Source organism: Streptomyces sp. NPDC036822, assembly GCF_055609145.1.
On record NZ_JBVJPY010000020.1, the window covers coordinates 82,530 to 101,483 of the forward strand.

General features: G+C 72.8%; 15 protein-coding genes and 1 tRNA gene. 10 read left to right on the forward strand and 6 right to left on the reverse strand.

The window, feature by feature from the left end; translation table 11 throughout:
- Positions 1–456: 456 nt before the first annotated feature.
- Both ACZ68P_RS31110 and ACZ68P_RS31115 read right to left on the reverse strand, forming a co-directional pair.
- Entirely contained in the window at positions 457–3,030 is a 2,574-nt protein-coding gene (locus ACZ68P_RS31110) for an ABC transporter permease (protein ID WP_471012075.1), read from the reverse strand.
- The gene (locus tag ACZ68P_RS31115) at positions 3,027–3,815 is read right to left on the reverse strand and encodes an ABC transporter ATP-binding protein (protein WP_471012078.1); all 789 of its coding nucleotides are present in this window, start codon (positions 3,813–3,815) and stop codon (positions 3,027–3,029) included. The genes ACZ68P_RS31110 and ACZ68P_RS31115 overlap by 4 nt, the downstream gene beginning before the upstream one ends.
- Before the next feature lie 345 nt (positions 3,816–4,160).
- Between ACZ68P_RS31115 and ACZ68P_RS31120 the strand changes: the two genes are divergently transcribed.
- Complete coding sequence (locus tag ACZ68P_RS31120; protein WP_471012081.1) at positions 4,161–5,732, forward strand: MFS transporter; 1,572 nt, start codon at positions 4,161–4,163, stop codon at positions 5,730–5,732.
- A gap of 21 nt (positions 5,733–5,753) precedes the next feature.
- Here the strand turns inward: ACZ68P_RS31120 and ACZ68P_RS31125 are convergent, their stop codons facing one another.
- The 3 genes from ACZ68P_RS31125 to ACZ68P_RS31135 form a co-directional block, all read right to left on the reverse strand.
- Entirely contained in the window at positions 5,754–6,764 is a 1,011-nt protein-coding gene (locus ACZ68P_RS31125; RefSeq protein ID WP_471012084.1) for a cellulose-binding protein, read from the reverse strand.
- A 120-nt stretch (positions 6,765–6,884) separates the two neighbouring features.
- Complete coding sequence (locus tag ACZ68P_RS31130; RefSeq protein WP_471012086.1) at positions 6,885–9,536, reverse strand: SUKH-4 family immunity protein; 2,652 nt, start codon at positions 9,534–9,536, stop codon at positions 6,885–6,887.
- A 7-nt stretch (positions 9,537–9,543) separates the two neighbouring features.
- Entirely contained in the window at positions 9,544–10,530 is a 987-nt protein-coding gene (locus tag ACZ68P_RS31135; protein WP_471012088.1) for an HNH endonuclease, read from the reverse strand.
- A 243-nt stretch (positions 10,531–10,773) separates the two neighbouring features.
- Here ACZ68P_RS31135 and ACZ68P_RS31140 point away from each other — a divergent pair, with 243 nt between their 5' ends.
- Together ACZ68P_RS31140 and ACZ68P_RS31145 are read left to right on the forward strand one after the other, a co-directional pair.
- Entirely contained in the window at positions 10,774–11,283 is a 510-nt protein-coding gene (locus ACZ68P_RS31140) for a YwqJ-related putative deaminase (protein WP_365715872.1), read from the forward strand.
- Between the two features lie 10 nt (positions 11,284–11,293).
- The gene (locus tag ACZ68P_RS31145; RefSeq protein WP_471012092.1) at positions 11,294–11,785 is read left to right on the forward strand and encodes an SUKH-3 domain-containing protein; all 492 of its coding nucleotides are present in this window, start codon (positions 11,294–11,296) and stop codon (positions 11,783–11,785) included.
- 79 nt (positions 11,786–11,864) lie between these two features.
- On the opposite strand, the gene ACZ68P_RS31150 is transcribed toward ACZ68P_RS31145, so the two are convergent.
- Positions 11,865–13,190, reverse strand: a complete 1,326-nt coding sequence (locus ACZ68P_RS31150) for a sensor histidine kinase (RefSeq protein WP_471012095.1) — start codon at positions 13,188–13,190, stop codon at positions 11,865–11,867.
- Between the two features lie 139 nt (positions 13,191–13,329).
- Here ACZ68P_RS31150 and ACZ68P_RS31155 point away from each other — a divergent pair.
- The 7 genes from ACZ68P_RS31155 (at position 13,330) to ACZ68P_RS31185 (ending at position 18,904) form a co-directional block, all read left to right on the forward strand.
- Positions 13,330–13,405, forward strand: a tRNA-Gln gene (locus ACZ68P_RS31155).
- A 108-nt stretch (positions 13,406–13,513) separates the two neighbouring features.
- Positions 13,514–14,962, forward strand: coding sequence for a bifunctional UDP-N-acetylglucosamine diphosphorylase/glucosamine-1-phosphate N-acetyltransferase GlmU (gene glmU, locus ACZ68P_RS31160; RefSeq protein WP_471012097.1), 1,449 nt, complete (start codon positions 13,514–13,516; stop codon positions 14,960–14,962).
- A gap of 121 nt (positions 14,963–15,083) precedes the next feature.
- On the forward strand, positions 15,084–16,058 hold the full coding sequence (locus ACZ68P_RS31165; protein ID WP_365715868.1) for a ribose-phosphate diphosphokinase: 975 nt from the start codon (positions 15,084–15,086) through the stop codon (positions 16,056–16,058).
- A gap of 238 nt (positions 16,059–16,296) precedes the next feature.
- Positions 16,297–16,887, forward strand: coding sequence for a 50S ribosomal protein L25/general stress protein Ctc (locus ACZ68P_RS31170; RefSeq protein ID WP_471012101.1), 591 nt, complete (start codon positions 16,297–16,299; stop codon positions 16,885–16,887).
- Between the two features lie 117 nt (positions 16,888–17,004).
- The gene (gene pth / locus ACZ68P_RS31175) at positions 17,005–17,601 is read left to right on the forward strand and encodes an aminoacyl-tRNA hydrolase (protein ID WP_365715866.1); all 597 of its coding nucleotides are present in this window, start codon (positions 17,005–17,007) and stop codon (positions 17,599–17,601) included.
- 39 nt (positions 17,602–17,640) lie between these two features.
- Positions 17,641–18,084 (forward strand): hypothetical protein, encoded by a 444-nt coding sequence (locus ACZ68P_RS31180; RefSeq protein WP_471012105.1) that lies wholly within the window; start codon positions 17,641–17,643, stop codon positions 18,082–18,084.
- Between the two features lie 94 nt (positions 18,085–18,178).
- Positions 18,179–18,904: an LPXTG cell wall anchor domain-containing protein gene (locus tag ACZ68P_RS31185; protein ID WP_471012108.1), complete on the forward strand. Its 726-nt coding sequence runs from the start codon at positions 18,179–18,181 to the stop codon at positions 18,902–18,904.
- The last annotated feature ends 50 nt before the right edge of the window (positions 18,905–18,954 follow it).

Consider the following 18,954-nt stretch of genomic DNA (forward strand, 5'->3'; position numbering starts at 1 on the left):
ATCCCGGGTGAGGGCAACGCGAACAGCCCGACACGTGGGACGGGCCGGGGGATCTCCAGACTACGACGTGCCGACGACACCCGCGCCCGAAACCCGGGGCGGCAGGCGTGTGACGGGTGGGACGGCGGAGACAGGTCGCCGGGCCCGTGGACGAAGGGCCGCCGCCCGGAGAGGGGAGGAGCGGGGCCCCCGGGGGCGGGGCCCCTGGTCGCCGGCGCCTCGGCCACCGGGAGGAGCGGCGGCGCTCCGGGGACGCGGGGCCGTACCTTGCGGGCCCGTACCTTGCGGGCCCGGCCGCGCCCCGCGGGTCTCACCCCAGGGCAGGGGAACCGTCCGGGCCGTTGGACCCGTTCGGGCGAGCCGGGTTCCCCCGCGCACGAGCCCCTTCCTGGCGGCAGGACCCGTTCGGACGAGCCGGGTGCCCCCGCGCGGGGTCTGCCCGGGTCCGCCCGGCCGCTACTCGGTCGCGATCGCGTTCAGGACGTTCATCCGTCCGGCCCGGAACGCCGGGACCAGGGCCGCGAAGAGCCCCACGAACGCCGAGGCCACGAAGACCGTCAGGATCGTCGGCCACGGGATCTCCAGGACGCCGAGCCCCTCCAAGGCGAGCAGCTTCTGGGCGGCCGTGCCCCAGCCCATGCCCAGGCCGAGGCCGAGCAGGGCGCCGAAGAGGGCGATCACCACCGACTCCAGGCGGATCATGCGGCGCAGCTGACGGCGGGAGAGGCCGATCGCCCGCATCAGGCCGATCTCCCGGGTCCGCTCGACCACCGAGAGCGCGAGCGTGTTCACCACGCCGAGCACGGCGACGATGATCGCCAGGGCGAGCAGCCCGTAGACGATGTTCAGCAGCTGGCCGACCTGGTCCTTCAGGGTCTGCTTGTAGTCGGCCTGGTTCTGCACCGTGTACTGCGGATAGGCGGCGAGCGAGTCCTTGAGGGCCGTGTAGACCTCGGCCTCCTTGCCGTCCTGCGCCGTGGCGAAGAGGATCATGCTGCGGGGCAGCTTCTCGGCCGGGAGGTACCGGGCGGCGGTGGTGATGTTGGTGTACATCACGCCCTTGTCGACGTTGTTCTCGTCCGAGGTGACGGCCGCGATCCTCAGCCGCGCGCTCTGTCCGCCCTGGAAGGCGACCGTCAGCGTGTCGCCGACCTTCACCTTGTGCTCGGCGGCGTAGTCGCTGCCGACGGACATCGCGTTCTCGCCGTAGGCGTCGGAGAGCGTGCCTCCGGTGGTGTCGCGGCGCAGGTCCTTCGCGTACGTCGGTTCGGCGGCGACCAGGCCCTTGTCCACGGGCTTGCCGCCGGGCGCGGTGATCGTGGCCTCGATCCACTTGTACTCGGTGACGTGGGACAGGCCCGGCGTCTTCTCCAGCGCGGCCTGTGCCTGCGGCATGATCGGCTGCCCGTTGGTGGACTGGACGATGAAGTCCGCGCCGACCGAGCGGTCCAGTTCCTCGGTGGCCGAGGCGACCATCGAGGAGCCGACCACCGACAGACAGGCCACGAGGGCGAGCCCGATCATCAGGGCGGCGCCGGTGGCACCCGTACGGCGGGGGTTGCGCAGTGCGTTGCGTTCGGCCATCCGGCCGACCGGGCCGAAGACCCGCAGGACGACGGCGCCCAGGACGCGGACGACACCGCCCGCGAGGAGCGGTCCGACGACGACGAAGCCGATGAGGGAGAGGACGACGCCCAGACCGAGCCAGAGGGAGCCGGTGGAGGCCTTCTCGGCCTGCGTCGCCGCGCCCAGCGCGCCGGCGCCGGCGAGGGTGAGGAGCAGTCCGAGCCCGCCCCGCACCCGGCCCGCCCGGCCGTCGGCCGGGGTCCCCGCGTCGCGCAGGGCCGCCATGGGGGAGACCTTGCCGGCCCGGCGGGCCGGAATGTAGGCGGCGAGGACGGTGACGACGATGCCGAGGAGGAGGCCGATGGCGGGCGTCGTCCACCGGACGGTGAGGTCGTCGGTGGACAGTTCCATGCCCATGGAGCCCATCAGCTCCATCAGGCCGATCGCGAGGCCGACACCGGCCGCGACACCGGCGATCGAACCGACGACGCCGAGGAGCAGCGCCTCCAGGAGCACGGAGCGGTTGACCTGCTTGCGGCTGGATCCGATGGCCCGCATGAGGCCGATCTCGCGGGTGCGCTGGGCGACCAGCATGGAGAAGGTGTTGACGATGAGGAAGATGCCGACGAGGAAGGCGATCCCGGCGAAGCCGAGCATCGCGTACTTCATGACGTCGAGGAAGCCGGCGACGTCCTCGCGGCCGGCGTCCGCCACCTCGGCGGCGGTCTGCAGCGTATAGCCGGCGCCGACCGCGGAGACGATGTTCGCCTTCAGCGTCTCGTCGCTGACGCCGGGGGCCGCGTCGGCCGTGATCTGGGTGAACAGACCTTCCTTGCCGAGGAGTTCACGCTGGGCGGTGGCGGTGTCGAAGTAGACGACCGTGGCGCCGGGGTTGGTCACCTTGAAGTCGGCGATGCCGGAGATCCGGGCCGTGAAGTCACCGGTGACGGCGATGGTGCGCAGCTCGTCGCCGATCTTCAGGCCGTGCTTCTCGGCGGTGCCGCCGTCGACCATCACGTCGGTGGGCCCGCGCGGCTCGTGGCCGGAGGTGACGTCCACCGAACGCAGCTCGATGGGCGACCAGTTGACGGCTATGGTCGGCGCGCCGCCGGTGGGGCCGACGTTCTTGTCGCGGGAGTCGACGACGGTCACGCTCAGCGAGATAACCGAGCCCTGCGCCTCCTTGACGCCTTCGGCGCGGCGCACCTGGTCGACGAGCGATGCGGGCAGGGTCTCGGGACGCCCGGTCTGCGGCGTCTCGTCGTCGACGGTCGCGTCCTTGGGGCTGAGCGTGACGTCGGCGGCGGTCGACGCGAAGAGCTTGTCGAAGGTCGTGTTCATGGTGTCCGTGAACACCAGCGTGCCGCTGACGAAGGCGACGGACAGCAGGACGGCGACGGCGGAGAGCGCCATCCGCCCCTTGTGCGCGAGGAAGTTGCGCAGCGAGGTCTTCAGGACGGTCATGACGTCCGCCCGCGCGCGTCGAAGTCCTTCATCCGGTCCAGGACGGCGTCCGCTGTGGGCCGGAACATCTCGTCGACGATCCGGCCGTCCGCGAGGTAGAGCACGCGGTCGGCGTGGCTGGCGGCGACGGGGTCGTGCGTGACCATCACGATGGTCTGGCCGAGCTCGTCCACGGACTGGCGCAGGAAGCCCAGCACCTCCGCCCCGGCCCGGGAGTCGAGGTTTCCGGTCGGCTCGTCGCCGAAGATGATCTCGGGGCGCGCGGCGAGGGCGCGAGCCACGGCGACGCGCTGCTGCTGGCCGCCGGAGAGCTGGGTGGGCCGGTGCTTCAGCCGGTCGGCGAGACCGACCGTCGCCACGACCCGGTCGAGCCACTGCTGGTCGGCCTTGCGGCCGGCGATGTCCATCGGCAGCGTGATGTTCTCCAGCGCGTTCAGCGTCGGCAGCAGGTTGAACGCCTGGAAGATGAAGCCGATCCGGTCGCGGCGCAGCCGCGTGAGCTTCTTGTCCTTCAGACCGGTGATCTCGGTCTCGTCGAGGTGGATCTGTCCACTGGTGACGGTGTCGAGACCGGCGAGGCAGTGCATCAGGGTCGACTTGCCGGACCCGGAGGGCCCCATGATGGCGGTGAACTGCCCGCGGGCGATGTCCACGTCGACGTGGTCGAGTGCGACGACCCGGGTCTCCCCGGCGCCGTACGCCTTGACGACCTGCCGCGCCCGCGCGGCGACGGCCGTACGTCCGCCAGTACCCCCGTGCCTGGGGATGGTCACAGCCGAAGTCACGGTATGTCTCCTATGGGTGGGTCGGATCAGGCTCATGTCGAGTCTGGGAGGTGGCGGGGCGCGGGTCACTGGTGTCCGCAGCACTCTTCGCCCTGGGGTTTTCCGGAGGTCCGGGCGCTTTCCGTAAACCCAAGGTAAGGAGTGGGACCCGCCCTCCTCGTCCTCCGCCGGGACGAACGACCCCTGCCCCGTATGGGGGAGGGCCCCCTAGGGGTTCTCCCACCACGGTTCGGGTGAGAGGCTGTGCCGACGAATTAGATGTACGACGCATCGGCACGCGTCGCCGCGCACCGGCACGGTCGGTGCGCGGCGGCGCGCACCGACCGCAGGGGGAGGAACCACAGGGTGTCCGGGACCACGACGCGGCGGGCCGGCGCGCCCGCCACCACCCCGCGGGGGCGCGGACCGGTCGTCGCCGCGATGATGCTCGGGATGGCCCTGGCGGCCCTGGACGGCACCGTCGTCTCCACGGCCGTGCCGCAGATCGTCGGCGACCTCGGGGGGCTGTCGGTCTTCTCCTGGCTGTTCTCCGGCTATCTGCTCGCGGTGACGGTCACCCTGCCGGTGTACGGCAAGCTCAGCGACACCTTCGGCCGCAAGCCGGTCCTGATCGCCGGGACCGTCCTCTTCCTCGTCGGCTCCCTGCTGTGCGCGGCGGCCTGGGACATGGGCTCGCTCATCGCCTTCCGCGTGGTGCAGGGCCTCGGCGGCGGAGCGCTCCAGGGCACGATCCAGACGCTCGCGGCGGACCTCTACCCGCTGAAGGAACGCCCCAGGATCCAGGCGAGGTTGTCGTCCGTCTGGGCCACGGCGTCGGTGGCGGGACCGGCGGCGGGCGGTCTCCTCGCGGGGTACGCGGACTGGCGCTGGATCTTCCTGATCAACCTGCCGGTCGGGCTGGTGGCGCTGTGGCTGATCGCCCGGTACCTCGTGGAGCCGGGGCGGACCGCGGCCGTACGGGCGGGGACCCGCACCCGGGCACGGGCCGGGGACGCGCCGGAGCGGCCGTCCGTCGACTGGGCCGGGGCGCTCGCCATCTTCGGCACCGGCGTGCTGCTGCTGACCGCCCTCGTCCAGGGCGGAGTCGCCTGGCCCTGGCTGTCCGCCCCCTCGCTCGGGCTCTTCGGCGGCGCGCTCGCCCTCGCCGGCGTCACCGTCCTCGTCGAACGGCGGGCCGCCGAACCGATCATCCCCGGCTGGATCTGGCGCCGCCGGACGATCGCCGCCGTCAACCTGGCCCTCGGCGCGCTGGGACTCCTGATGGTCGCCCCCACCGTCTTCCTGCCGACCTACGCCCAGGCCGTCCTCGGCCTCGGACCGATCGCCGCGGGCTTCGTCCTCTCCGCCATGACCCTCAGCTGGCCGGTCACCGCGGCCCTGTCCAACCGGGTCTACAACCGCATCGGCTTCCGTTCCACCGCCGTCATCGGCATCAGCCTCGCCCTGCTGGTCCTGCTCGCCTTCCCCTTCCTGCCCTTCCCCGGCGAACCCTGGCAGCCGGCCCTGCTCATGCTGCTGCTCGGCGGCGCCCTCGGCCTCTTCCAGCTTCCGCTGATCGTCGGGGTGCAGTCGACGGTGCCGTACGAGGAGCGCGGGACGACGACCGCGTCCGTCCTCTTCTGCCGCCAGGTCGGGCAGAGCATCGGCGCGGCGCTCTTCGGGGCGGTGGCCAACGGCGTGCTGGCCGCCCGGCTCGGGGGCGGCGGCGACCTCGACGGCCTCGCCCGAGCCCTCGACGCGCCCGGCTCCCTGACGGGCCCCGCCGCCGACCGACTGCGGCACGCGGTCGACGCGGCGGTGGACTACGTCTACCTCGGCGCGGCGGCCGCGGCGGCGATCGCCCTCGTCGTGCTGCTCACGCTGGCGCCTCGCCGCTTCCCGGTCCTGGCGGACGGCGAGGAGCGGACGACCCCATAGGCCGTGGGGGACGGCCGGCGGTCAGCGCGCGCCGGCCTGCCGGTCGCGGTCCGGTTCGCGGTCCCGGTCCTCGCGGTCCGGTTCGCGGTCCCGGTCCTCGCGGTCGGGGTCCGGTTCGCGGTCCTGCTCCTGCCCGCCCCGGCCCTCGCCCCGATCGCGGTCGCGCTCCCGGGCCGGGGCGACCCGGCCGGTCAGCGCCGCCAGGGAGGTACGGATGTGGTCCATGTGGGCCAGGATCTCCTCGCGGGCCTCCTCGTGCTCGCGCAGCACCCGCTCCGTCTCGCGCTCCGCGCGCTCCTGACGCATCCTCGCCTCCGCGAGGATCTCCGCGGCCCGCGCCTCCGCGTCCTCCTGCCCGTGACGGGCGTTCTCCTCCGTCTCGGCGTACGCCCGCTTCGCCGCCTCCAGTCGCGACTCGGCCGCGGTGAGCAGCTCCGTGTGCCGCGCCTCCTGCTCCACCCGCCGGGCCGTCGCCGCGCGGTCGGCGTCCTCCGTGAGCGATGCCTGCTTCTGCCGCTGCGCGGCCAGGAGCGCCGCGGCCCGCCGCCGCGTCTCCTCCAGCTCGGCCAGGCCCTCGCGCCGCAGCTCCTCCGCCTCGCCACGCGCCCGGGCCCGCAGCTCCTCCGCCTCGGCGCCGGCCGCCCCCAAGGCCGCGGCGACCGCGGCGTCCGCCTCGGCGAGCACCCCGTCCGCGTACGCCCGGGCCGCCTCGGCCACCGCCCGGCCCGCCGCCCGCGCCTCCTCGCCGAGGGCCTGCGCCGCGGCCTCGGCGGCGCGTACGAGCTCCTGGTCCTCCTCCTCCGCCAGCTCCAGGATCCTGCGCGCCCGCTCGCTCAGGGAGTCGTACCGCTGCGGCGCCAGCCCCTCCACGGCCTCCCGCAGCCGCGCGAGCTCCGCCTCCCGCTCCTTGACGAGGGCGGTGAGCCGCGCCGCGCGCTCCCAGGCGTCGTCGCGTTCACCGGTGAGGGAGGTGACGTGGCGGTCGACCTGCGCGGGGCGGTATCCGCGACCCCGTCCGACGGCGAAACCCATTCCTGACGCCCCTTCCGGTCCTGGCTGACCTCTCCAGGATGCGGCATCGGGCAGGACAAAAGGCGCCCGACGTGGATACGTCGGACGCCTTCGGTCACAAACCGGCCAGGAGAGAACGTCTCAGAGCAGGCCGTCCCACATCTGCTCCAGGAGCACGGACCACCAGCTGTCCGGGGACGCCAGCGCCGCCGGGTCCAGCATCGCGAGCTGCGCCTGGAAGTCGACCGTCCAGCGGCCCGCCTGCTCGGGATTGAGCCCGAACCGCAGCCGCCACATCCGCCCCAGCAGCGCCATGGACCGGGTGAACTCCGGCAGCCCGCTGTTCACGAACTGCGGCGGCACCGGCTGCCCGCCCGGCCCGGACTCGACCGGTACGGCGACGATGTGCGCCGTCCCGTACTGGACACAGATCGCCCGCCCGAAGTCGGAGCCGATCACGAGGTACGAGCCCGCGTCCGACGCCGGCTGGATCTGGCGCTGCGCGGCCAGTTCGGCGAGCGTCGGCACGACCGGCTGGGCCGGCTGGGCCCAGAAGAACGGCCCGAAGTCGGCCGGAAGACCCGCCCAGACGAGCGTCAGCGCCACCACTTCGGGCACACCCTGCCGGGACACCGCCCGCTGGTCGAACCGGCAGATGCCCGGCCCGAACGCGCCGGCCAGCTCCTGCGCGACCCCCTCCGGAGGGACCGGCGGGAGCGGCTGCACCTGCGGCAGCGGCGCGCGGACCGGCGCCGGACGGGCGGGGCCGTCCGCCACTTGGTGCAACTCCCCCTGATGGATGAGGAGTTGCCGCATGCCCTGCTGCCGGCTGGAGTGATCGGTGCCGTACGGCGCGATGTTGGTGATCCGCGCCTGCGGCCAGGTCTCCCGGATCATCCGGGCGCAGTAGCCACCGGGCAGCTCGCAGGACTCCAGCTCCGTGTGCAGTTCGAGCACCTGCTGCGGCGGCACGTTCATGGCGCGCAGCTCGTGCAGGATCTGCCACTCCGGGTGCGGGGTGCCGGGAGCGGACCGGCGGATGATCTGCGCCTCCGACCCGTCGGGCGCGCGGTAGCGCAGCACGGCCTGGTAGCCGGGGCCGACGGTCGGCTGCCCCGTCGGCTGCTGCGGATAGCCGTACGCCGGCGGCGGCACGGCACCGCCCAGGGGTCCGGGCGCCCCCGGTGCCGGTGCCGGCGGGGGCGGGACGGCCGGACCACCAGGGCCGGGCTGCGCGAGCATCGTCGCCGCGTGGTGCACTCCCGGCGCACCGGGAGCGGCGGGCGCGCCGGGAGCACCCGGAGGGCCGGGGGGCGTCGGCGGGCCACCAGGGCCCGGGTTGGCCAGCATCGTCGCGGCGTGCTCGACCCCGCCGCCCCGCGTCCCCGGCGCGCCGGGCGGCGCGGGCGGAGGCGGCGGCGCGCCGGGGCCGCCCTGGCTCGGGTGCGCGAGCATGGTCGCGGCGTGGTGCACGGGCTGCGGAGGCGTCGGCGGTCCCGGGGCCGCGGGAGCGCCGGGAGGCTGGGGCCCGTCGGGTCCCAGCTGCGCCACCATCTGCGTCGGTACGTAGGCGGGGGCGGGGGCTCCGGGCACACCGGGCGCCTGCGGCGGCGGAGGCGTCGTGCTCCCCCCGCCCCGGGTGCCACGCGGCGGCAGTACGGCCTTGCTCGTGGCAGCGTCCGCGATGTCCCCGGCCCCCGGCGTGCCGGGTGCCGGCGTACCGGAACCCGCGGCGCCGGGACCGGCGGATCCTCCGGGTCCCGTGGGCGGCAACGTCGCGCCGCCACCCACCGGCGCACCGGCGTCAGCGCCGGCGGGTCCTGACGGCGCTCCGGCCCCGAGCGAGGCCGGGCCCCCCGGAGCACCGGGGGTGCCGGGAGCCGGAGACGCGCCCGGCCCGCCGGGGGCCGCGGGCGTTCCCGCCCCGGGCCCGTCCGGCCGGGGGGCGTGCGGGTCCAGCCTCGGGGCGATGGCGGTCGGCGGCAGCGCGCTGCCGCCCGACATCAGCGCCGTCGGAGCGTCCGCCCCGACCATCGGCGGCGGCGTGTCGTCGTCGTCCGCGCCCGACAGCGGCGGCGCGAAGACCGTCGCCGGCAACGGCACCGACCCGTCCGCACCACCCGAGCTCGCGTTCGCGTCCGCCCAGGGGGAGGAACCGCCCGCACCGCCCGAGCTCGCGTTCGCGTCCGCCCACGGGCTCGCGGACGAACCGCCCGCACCGCCCGTACCGCTGTCGCCGCCCGTGCCGTCCGGGGCGCCCACGCCCCGCGCGCCACCGGCGCTCGCGTCCGCCCACGGGCCGCTCGGCGCACTCGCCGGCACCCCGTCCTGAGCCGTCGGCTCGTAGTCGGCCACGGCGTCCGGCGTCGCCGGACTCCCGCCCGCCTGCGAGGCGTTGGGGCCCTTCGGCGGCAGACCCAGCTTGTCCGCCGCGTCCTGCAACCACTCCGGCGGACTCAGCAGGAACGACGTCTGGTTCAGATCCACCCGCTCCGGAGGCGCCGCCGCCCCCGCTGCCGGACCCGCGTCCTCCGCCGCCCCGTACTCCTCCTCGTAGCGCCGGATCACCTCGCCCACCGGCAGACCCGGCCACAGCGTCGCCTCACCGCTGTCGCGCGCGATCACCAGTCGCTGACGACCGCCGTCGGACGTCGGGCCCTCCTCGCGGTCCTCGGCCCACACCACGAACCCCAGACCGAATTCCCGTACCCGCACCTCGCGGTGCTGGTACGCGGGCACGTCACCGTTGATCCATTCCTCGGCGCGCTCCTGCGCCTGCGCGAACGTCACCACTGCCGCTTCACTCCCCCACCGGGACCACGGGCACGGCACGCGCGAACCCGCCGTCCACCATCAGGTTCGCCACCGTCTCCAGCTCCGGCGGATTGCCCGCCAGACGCTGCAGGAAGACGTCGAAGTCCTCGCCACACGGCAGGAGCAACCGCTCCACCCGCTCGTTCACCGTCCAGCCGTCCTGGTCCCGCGCGTCGTCGTACGCGCAGAACCACACCGTCCCGACCCGGTCGCCCTTCACCTTCACCGCGACGATCCCGCCCTGCGCGAAGGCCACACCCAGATAGTCCTTCGTCAGGTGGTCCCGCAGACACTTGTTGACGTAGACGAGGTCGTTGACGCCCGCCTCCTCGCGCACCGTGAAGAACGGCTGGTCCACCAGCAGGCCCAGCTCCGCGTCGAGCGCCGCGCCGACCGGCGCACAGCCGCCCGCCGCCTTCAGGAAGGAGCGGTACGCGCCCGGCAGGCGGTAGCCCAGGTCCTCCTCCACGCCCAGCAGCTGCTGCTCCGACACCGACACGCGCCCCTTGGGCAGCCCGAAGTGCGCCGGCCGGGTCTCCTGCAGCGGCCGCGTCCCCCGCTTCGCGTGGTCCACGGCGGCCGTCGCGATCCCACCGTGGTGGCGCAGCAACGCCTTCACCTCGACCGGCACCAGCTCCATCCGCCGGCCGCCCGCCACGTGGTGCCACGTCCAGCCGTGCGGAGTCGCCACCGCCGGGATCGTGTCCCACAGCTCGTGCCCCGTCGCCGCCAGCGCCGCGTTCGCCGACACGTAGTCCGTCAGCCGCAGCTCGTCGACCCCGAAGCCCTCCGGCGGTTCCGCGATCTCCGCGGCCGCACGGGCGTACGGTGAGAAGTCCGGGAAGCCCTGCTCGTCCACCCGTACCCCTCTGGGGTGCCGGGAGGCCCGGACCGGATCCGGGAAATGCACGACCTGCCCGGCATAGGCCGCGTTCGGTGGCGCGGCTGACTGCCCGAGCCGACCTGTCGTCATGGCGGATGCCCCCTGCGCTGGCTGCTGGCTGATTCCGCACAGCCTATGCGCTGCCACAAGCACCCGACCCGGCCCGATACGGCCACGACCACAGGCCGTGACCAACTGTCACGAGCGGATGACGCACCGGCGATAGTTCCGACACACCGAGAGCTGTTTTCGTGCCCCGCTTCCCCAGGAGGTGCCCCATTTGGCAGTCTGTTCCCGCAACTCGGGGGATTGCAGGAGGGGAAGAAACGCACCATGTACGCAGCACCGACGCCCACTCAGGGTGACCCACGCCTCAACTGGAGCAGCACCGAGACGACCCGCGCACCGTTACTGCGCTTCCGTCGCGACGGCATCCTCCCCACCGTCGGCGCCGCCCTGTCCGTACGCGGCGAAACCCTCACCTGCACCGCGGGCCGGGGCGACCAGCCCCCCGCGCTGCACCCGCTCGTCCAGGACTTCCTGGACACCCTCACCAGCGGCCAGCGCGAACGCTTCACGGGCCGCTGCCCCGAGGCGATCCTGCTCTCCCGCCATCTCGCGGCCACCGACGCCGGACGCTCCAAGCGCGCCCAGCGCAAGCCCCTCACCCACGGCGAGGCCCGCCGCTCGCTCAAGCACGCCAAGCTGACCGCACGCCGCATCCGCGAGGCCGGCGACCCGCTCCACGGCAGTTACGCCGCGCCCTGTCGCTCCTGTACGGCGATGCTCGCCCACTTCGGTGTCCGCACCGTCGACCCCACCTCGACTGTCGAGAACGGCTGACCGCACCTCCATGCCCGACCACCTGAGCACCACCCGGTTCCCGGTCAACGTCGACGCCGCCCTCCGCGAGGCGGGCTGGCAACCCGGCCGCTGGGACATCAAGCTCGCCGAGCAGTGGGCCGACGCGCTGCGCGCCCACGTCTCGCCCGGGGGCCACCGGCACCACGTCTTCCCGGCCGCCGTAGAGGCCTGGGCGGAGTTCGGCGACCTGCGCGTGACCGCCCCCGGCGCCGGACGCCAGATCGCCCCGGCGACCGTGCGCTTCGACCCCCTCGCCGGTCTCCACATCGCCCGCACCCTCGCGGACCTCGGCCGCGCGCTCGACACCCGGATCGCGCCCCTCGGCGATGAGGGCGACCATCAGGCGGTCCTCGCGATCGACCTGGAAGGGCGCGTCTACAGCCTCGACCACACCGGCGACTGGTTCCTCGGACGCGACATCGACGCGGCCCTGGCGACCCTGATCACGGGGACGCAGCCCACGCGGCTCGTGACCGGCTGACGGCCGACCGGGAAGGGCGGCGAACGGGCCGCCCCGCGGGCGAGACCGGGCACCGGGCGATGCGCCGCGACGCCGTCCCCTACGCCGCCCGCCGCTCCCCCACCGGCAGCACGGCCGACACCCGGAAACCACCCGCGTCCGTCGGCCCCGACACGAACACGCCCCCCAGACGGGTCACCCGCTCCCGCATCCCCACCAGTCCGTTGCCCCCGCTCGGCAGATGCGCGTCCGCCGCCGCCCCGTCCGAAGGGCCGTTCTCGACCTGCATGGCCACCTCGGCGTCCCGGTGCGCCAGACGGACCACGACCTTCGCGCCGGCCGCGTGCTTGTGCACGTTCGTCAACGCCTCCTGCACCACCCGGTACGCCGTACGCTCCACCTCCGCCCCGTACCCCCGGGCCTCCCCCAGCACCACCAGCTCCACCACCGCGCCCGCCTGGCGCGACTGCTCGACAAGGGACTCCAGGGCGTCCAGACAGGGCCCGTCCTCCGAAGCGGCCTCCGCCGCCGCGGCGGCCGCGAGCCCCACCGCCGCCAACGGCACCGCCGCCGGAGCCGGAGCCGCCCCCTCCCGCAGCACCCCCAGCATCTCCCGCAGCTCCGTCAACGCCTGCCGGCCCATGTCACCGACCAGCGCCGCGTTCTTCACCGCCTTCTGCGGATCCTTCAACGCCACCGCCTGCAACGCGGCCGCGTGCACCACCATCAACGACACCCGGTGCGCGACCACGTCGTGCATCTCCCGCGCGATCCGCGTCCGCTCCTCCTGCCGCGCCCACTGCGCCCGCTGCTCCGCCCGGTCGGCCAGCAGCGACAGCTCCTGCTCCAGACTGTCCGCCCGCTCCCGCAGACTCTCCATGAGCCGGCGCCGCGCCCCTATGTAGAGGCCGAAGAGCACCGGCGGCGCGTTGAGGCCGAGCGTCATGAAGAGCGAGACGACGGGCACGTACCAGCCGCTCGGGTCGAAATCCCGCTGGTCGACGTCCGCCTGGGCGACGTCCTGGCGCAGCCGCACCACCGTCACCAGGAACACGGCGACCGTGGACATGCCCGCGAGGGCGGCGGTGATCCGGCGGGGCACCTCGGAGGCGGCGAGCGTGTAGAGCCCGACGATCCCCATCAGATAGCCCATCTCGGCCGGGGTGATGGCGATCGAGACGAGGACGACGGTGATCGGCCACCGCCGCCGCACGAGCAGCGCCGACCCGGCGATCAGCCCGAAAAGCACCCCCACCGGGACCGGCAGCGACGCCTGTCCGGCGAACCCGACCCCTTCGAGCGCGCACTCCAGCGCCGACACGACGGCCAGCCCGATGTCCAGTACCGCACTACGCCGTCTCCCCCACCACCACAGGCCACGGGCGGTCGGACCCGTGGCCTCCTGGTGGGCCCCCGTTGTGGTCATGGCTCCCAGCCTACGGGCGGCGGCGACCCATTTTCCGGAGAGCGGGGAGCCGCACCGTCGCATGGAGGGGGCTTGGTACGGCATAGTGTTGCGTGCCGGTCCGGCGACCTGACCTCATGTCCGGTTCAGCCGGATTCCATCCCCCATGGTGTAATCAGGCAGCACTGCGGTTTTTGGTACCGTCTGTTCAGGTTCAAATCCTGATGGGGGAGCCACTCTTCTCGCCGGGTCCCGACTGCGCAGTCGGGACCCGCGCTCGTTTCCGCCCGGAAACCCCCCGGTATCCTGCGGTGGTCCACCACCCGAAGCCGAAGGGCATTCCCGTGAGCGCCAACCGCCCGGCCGCCGTCGTCGTCCTCGCAGCGGGTGAGGGCACCCGCATGAAGTCCAAGACCCCCAAGGTCCTGCACGAGATCGCCGGGCGCTCGCTCGTCGGACATGTCGTCTCCGCCGCGCGCGAGCTGGAGCCCGAGAACCTCGTCGTGGTCGTCGGGCACGCCCGCGAGCAGGTGTCCGCACACCTCGAGGCGGAGTACGCCGGCACCCGCACCGCCGTGCAGCACGAGCAGAACGGCACCGGTCACGCCGTCCGCATGGGTCTGGAGGAGCTCGGCCAGGCGCCCGACGGCACCGTCGTCGTCGTCTGCGGGGACACCCCCCTGCTCTCCGGCGAGACGCTGCGGGCCCTCGCCGCCACGCACGCGGCCGACGGGAACGCCGTCACGGTGCTCACCGCCGAGGTCCCGGACTCGACCGGGTACGGGCGGATCGTCCGGGACGAGACCAGCGGCGCGGTCACGGCGATCGTGGAGCACAAGGACGCGTCCGAGGCGCAGCGGGCGATCAAGGAGATCAACTCCGGGGTGTTCGCGTTCGACGGCCGGCTCCTCGCGGACGCGCTGGGGAAGGTGCGGACGGACAACAGCCAGGGCGAGGAGTACCTCACCGACGTGCTGTCGATCCTGCGCGAGGCGGGCCACCGGGTGGGCGCGTCGGTGGCGGGCGACCACCGGGAGATCCTCGGGATCAACAACCGGGTGCAGCTCGCCGAGGCGCGGGCGCTGCTGAACCAGCGGCTGCTGGAGCGGGCGATGACGGCCGGCGTGACGATCGTGGACCCGTCGTCCGTGCTCGTCGACGTGACGGTGACGTTCGAGCGGGACGCGATCGTGCACCCCGGCACACAGCTCCTGGGGGTGACCCACATCGGCGAGGACGCGGAGGTGGGTCCGAACACGCGCCTGAAGGACACGACGGTCGGCAGGGGCGCCCGGGTGGACAACACCGTCGCCGATACGGCCGAGATCGGCGAGAGCGCCTCCGTGGGCCCCTTCGCGTACCTCCGGCCGGGGACGCGGCTCGGCCTCAAGGCGAAGGCCGGCACGTACGTGGAGATGAAGAACGCCACGATCGGCGAGGGCACGAAGGTCCCGCACCTGTCCTACGTCGGGGACGCGACGATCGGCGAGTACACGAACATCGGCGCGGCGAGCGTCTTCGTGAACTACGACGGCGAGGCGAAGCACCACACGACCGTCGGGTCGCACTGCAAGACCGGTTCGGACAACATGTTTGTGGCGCCTGTCACGATCGGGGACGGCGCGTACACCGCCGCCGGGTCCGTCATCACGAAGGACGTGCCGGCCGGCGCGCTGGCCGTCGCCCGGGGCCAGCAGCGGAATATCGAGGGTTGGGTGGCGCGTAAGCGTCCCGGCAGCGCCGCCGCGCAGGCCGCTCAGGCGGTCGTGGAGGGGCCTGCCGGCGAAAGCTGACCGGAAACGGGTGCGTCGAACTCGGCGTACCGTGATACGTGCACATAAATTCGGCTGGCTCGCACGCGCGCACGAAGGCTCGTTGGTCGCGGCCAGGGAACACGTCTGAGGAGACAGTGCTGTGACCGGGATCAAGACGACCGGCGAGAAGAAGCTGATGCTCTTCTCCGGCCGCGCCCACCCCGAGCTGGCCGAGGAGGTCGCGCACCAGCTGGGTGTCGGCCTCGTGCCGACCAAGGCTTTCGACTTCGCGAACGGCGAGATCTACGTCCGTTTCCAGGAGTCGGCTCGTGGCGCGGACTGCTTCCTGATCCAGAGCCACACGGCTCCGATCAACAAGTGGATCATGGAACAGCTGATCATGCTGGATGCGCTGAAGCGGGCTTCGGCCCGCAGCATCACCGTGATCATCCCCTCGTACGGCTACGCCCGTCAGGACAAGAAGCACCGTGGCCGTGAGCCGATCTCGGCCCGCCTGATCGCCGACATGCTGAAGACGGCGGGCGCCGACCGGATCCTCACGGTCGATCTGCACACCGACCAGATCCAGGGCTTCTTCGACGGTCCGGTCGACCACCTGTCGGCGCTGCCGGTGCTCGCCGACTACGTGGGCGCGAAGGTGGACCGGGCGAAGCTGACGATCGTGTCCCCGGACGCGGGCCGGGTGCGGGTCGCGGACCGCTGGTGCGACCGCCTGGACGCGCCGCTGGCGATCGTGCACAAGCGCCGCGACAAGGACGTCGCGAACCAGGTGACGGTGCACGAGGTGGTCGGTGACGTCGAGGGCCGGGTCTGTGTCCTGGTCGACGACATGATCGACACGGGTGGCACGATCTGCGCCGCCGCCGACGCGCTGTTCGCGCACGGCGCGGAGGACGTCATCGTGACGGCGACGCACGGCATCCTCTCGGGGCCGGCCGCCGACCGTCTGAAGAACTCCAAGGTCAGCGAGTTCGTCTTCACGGACACGCTGCCCGACCCCAGCTCCCTGGAGCTGGACAAGATCACGGTGCTCTCGATCGCGCCGACGATCGCGCGGGCGGTCCGCGAGGTCTTCGAGGACGGTTCGGTGACGAGCCTCTTCGAGGAGCAGTAGACCCCGCGAGCACGTTGCCGAGGGCCGTTCTCCCGTGTGCCGGGAGGGCGGCCCTCGTCGTGTGCCGGTGATCCAATTGGGTGGCCGGGCGCAGGGCGAGTAGACTGCCGAAGTTGCTCGGCGAGGGAGGCCGTACCCGTGGTGGTACGGCGGTCCGTTATCGACGCGCTCTTCGTAGCAGGCCAGTCGTGGCCGGGTAGCCGACACACTGTCCGTTTTCCGCTTACGAGGAGTGCACATGTCCGAGGTCAAGCTCGCCACCGAGACCCGCACCGAGTTCGGCAAGGGCGCCGCCCGCCGCATCCGTCGCGACAACAAGGTCCCCGGCGTCGTCTACGGTCACGGCACCGAGCCGGTCCACGTCACCCTGCCGGGCCACGAGCTGCTGCTCGCCCTGCGTACCCCGAACGTCCTGCTGTCCCTGGAGATCGACGGCAAGACCGAGCTGGCCATCCCGAAGGCCGTTCAGCGCGACCCGCTGAAGGGCTTCCTCGAGCACGTCGACCTGCTGCTCGTCCGCCGTGGCGAGAAGGTCACGGTCGAGGTCGTCGTCGAGACCGAGGGCGAGCTGGCCCCGGGCAGCTTCCTGGTCGAGAACGTGCTGAACACGCTCTCCGTCGAGACCGAGGCGACCCACATCCCCACCTCCGTGACCGTGTCGATCGCGGGCCTGTCGGCCGGTGACTCGATCGCCGCCAAGGACGTCCCGCTGCCGTCCGGCACCACGCTGGCCACGGACGCCGACGCCGTCGTCATCCAGATCCTGGCCGCGCAGGCCGAGGAGCCGGCCGCCGACGCCGAGGGTGCGGCCGAGGGCGCCGAGGCCTGAGCCGTAGGCTCTGCCTGACGTGACGGGGTGACGGGCCGCGACAGCGGCCCGTCACCCCGTTTCTCCGTACGCGCGGGTGAACGCGCGCGTGCACGCATTCGAGGAGACGTGACGCACATGACGGACGACGCGAACGCCCCCTGGCTGATCGTCGGTCTCGGCAACCCCGGTCCGGAGTACGCGGCCCACCGGCACAACGTCGGGTTCATGGTGGTGGACCTGCTCGCCGGGCGGATCGGCGGGAAGTTCAAGCGGGCGCAGAAGGCGCAGGCGCAGGTCGTGGAGGGCCGGATGGGGCCGCCCGGACCGGCCAACCGCCGAGTGATCCTCGCGAAGCCGATGTCGTACATGAACCTCTCGGGCGGCCCGGTGACGGCGCTGCGCGACTTCTACAAGGTACCGACGGCGCATGTCGTGGCGATCCATGACGAGTTGGACATCGACTACGGCGTGCTGCGCCTCAAGCTCGGCGGCGGGGACAACGGTCACAACGGACTGAAGTCGATGACGAAGGCGATGGGGCCGGAGTACCACCGGGTGCGGTTCGGCATCGGACGTCCGCCGGGCCGGATGCAGGTGGCGGACTTCGTCCTGAAGGACTTCTCGTCGACGGAGCGCAAGGAGCTCGACTACTTCGTGGACCGGGCGGCCGATGCGGTGGAGTGCCTGGTGGAAGAGGGTCTGGAGCGGGCGCAGTCGGCGTACAACTCCTGACGGGCCACCCCTGCCGGTACGACTGTACGATCGCGGGTCATGAACCACGCCCGTAACGCCGCCATGGCCCTGGTCGCCCTGCTGCTCGTCGTCGGGGGCGTCTGGTCGTCCTGGGACACGGCGCAGCACATACTGCTTCCGAAGGGCCGTGAGCACGGCACGTTGACGGTGACCGGCTGCAACGAGGAGACGTGCAGCGGGCGTTATGTCCCCGAGGGTCCGGCTTCGCCGCACCAGACGCTGACGATCGACCACTCCGTGGCGGCGGCCGAGGGCCAGACGCTGCCGGTGGTGGTGAAGCCGGGGACGGACGAGGCGGTGCGGACGGGGTGGGGCGGAGGGCTGCACGCCTGGCTACCCCTGGGCGGGGCGCTGTTGCTGGCCGCGCCGGTGGTCGGGGGCGGGCTGCGGATGACGCGAACGGCCTGGTCGGCGGCGGGTCTGGGCGGAGCCTTGCTCCTGGGAGCGTTCTTCGCGCTCTGATTGTTACCTCCGCCTGGTTAAGGGTGGCTTAAATGCGCCGGTAGGCTGCCTCAGCCGCCCCCCACGGCCTCCCTCATCCCAGTTGGACAGCCCTATGAGACGTTCCCTGATTTCCGCCGGCACCGTCGTCACCGCCGTGACGGCCGCTTCGCTGCTGCTGGCTCCCGCCGCTTCCGCCACGGGCAACCCCAAGGGTGACCCGAAGGGGGACAACGGCACCGTGAAGATCCACGACGCCAAGACCGGCGAGGAGCTCCGTAAGAACGAGCCCAAGGTCTGCACCTTCTACCTGGACGCCTTCGGCTTCGACGCCGGCCAGAAGGTGGACTGGCAGATCAAGGCCTGGGCGAAGAACGACCAGGACAAGGGCACCGTGGTCAAGACCGGTGTCATCACGCTCGACGCCGACGGTCACGAGCGCACCGAGGACATGACCCTCCCGGACGGCCAGTACAAGCTGTTCTGGGACTTCGAGGGCAAGAAGGGTGCCCCGAAGCACAAGGTCTTCAAGACCGACTGCGAGCCCGGCACGGAGACGCCCGGGACGGAGACCCCGGGCACCGAGACCCCGGGTACCGAGACGCCCGGGACCGAGACCCCCGGCACGGAGACCCCCGGCACCGAGACCCCGGGCACGTCCGAGTCCCCCTCCCCCAACGCCCCCGGTGAGCAGGGTGGCAAGGACACGGGCGACTCCGACGGCAACCTGGCCGAGACCGGCTCCGGCGCCCCCGTGGGTGTCCTCGCCGCCGTCGCCGTCGCCCTCGCGGGTGTCGGTGGCTTCCTGGTGACGCGCCGCCGCAAGGCCCAGCAGCACTGATCCCCGTCACGCGAGGTGCCCCCGTCGCGGTCCTGAGGACCGCGGCGGGG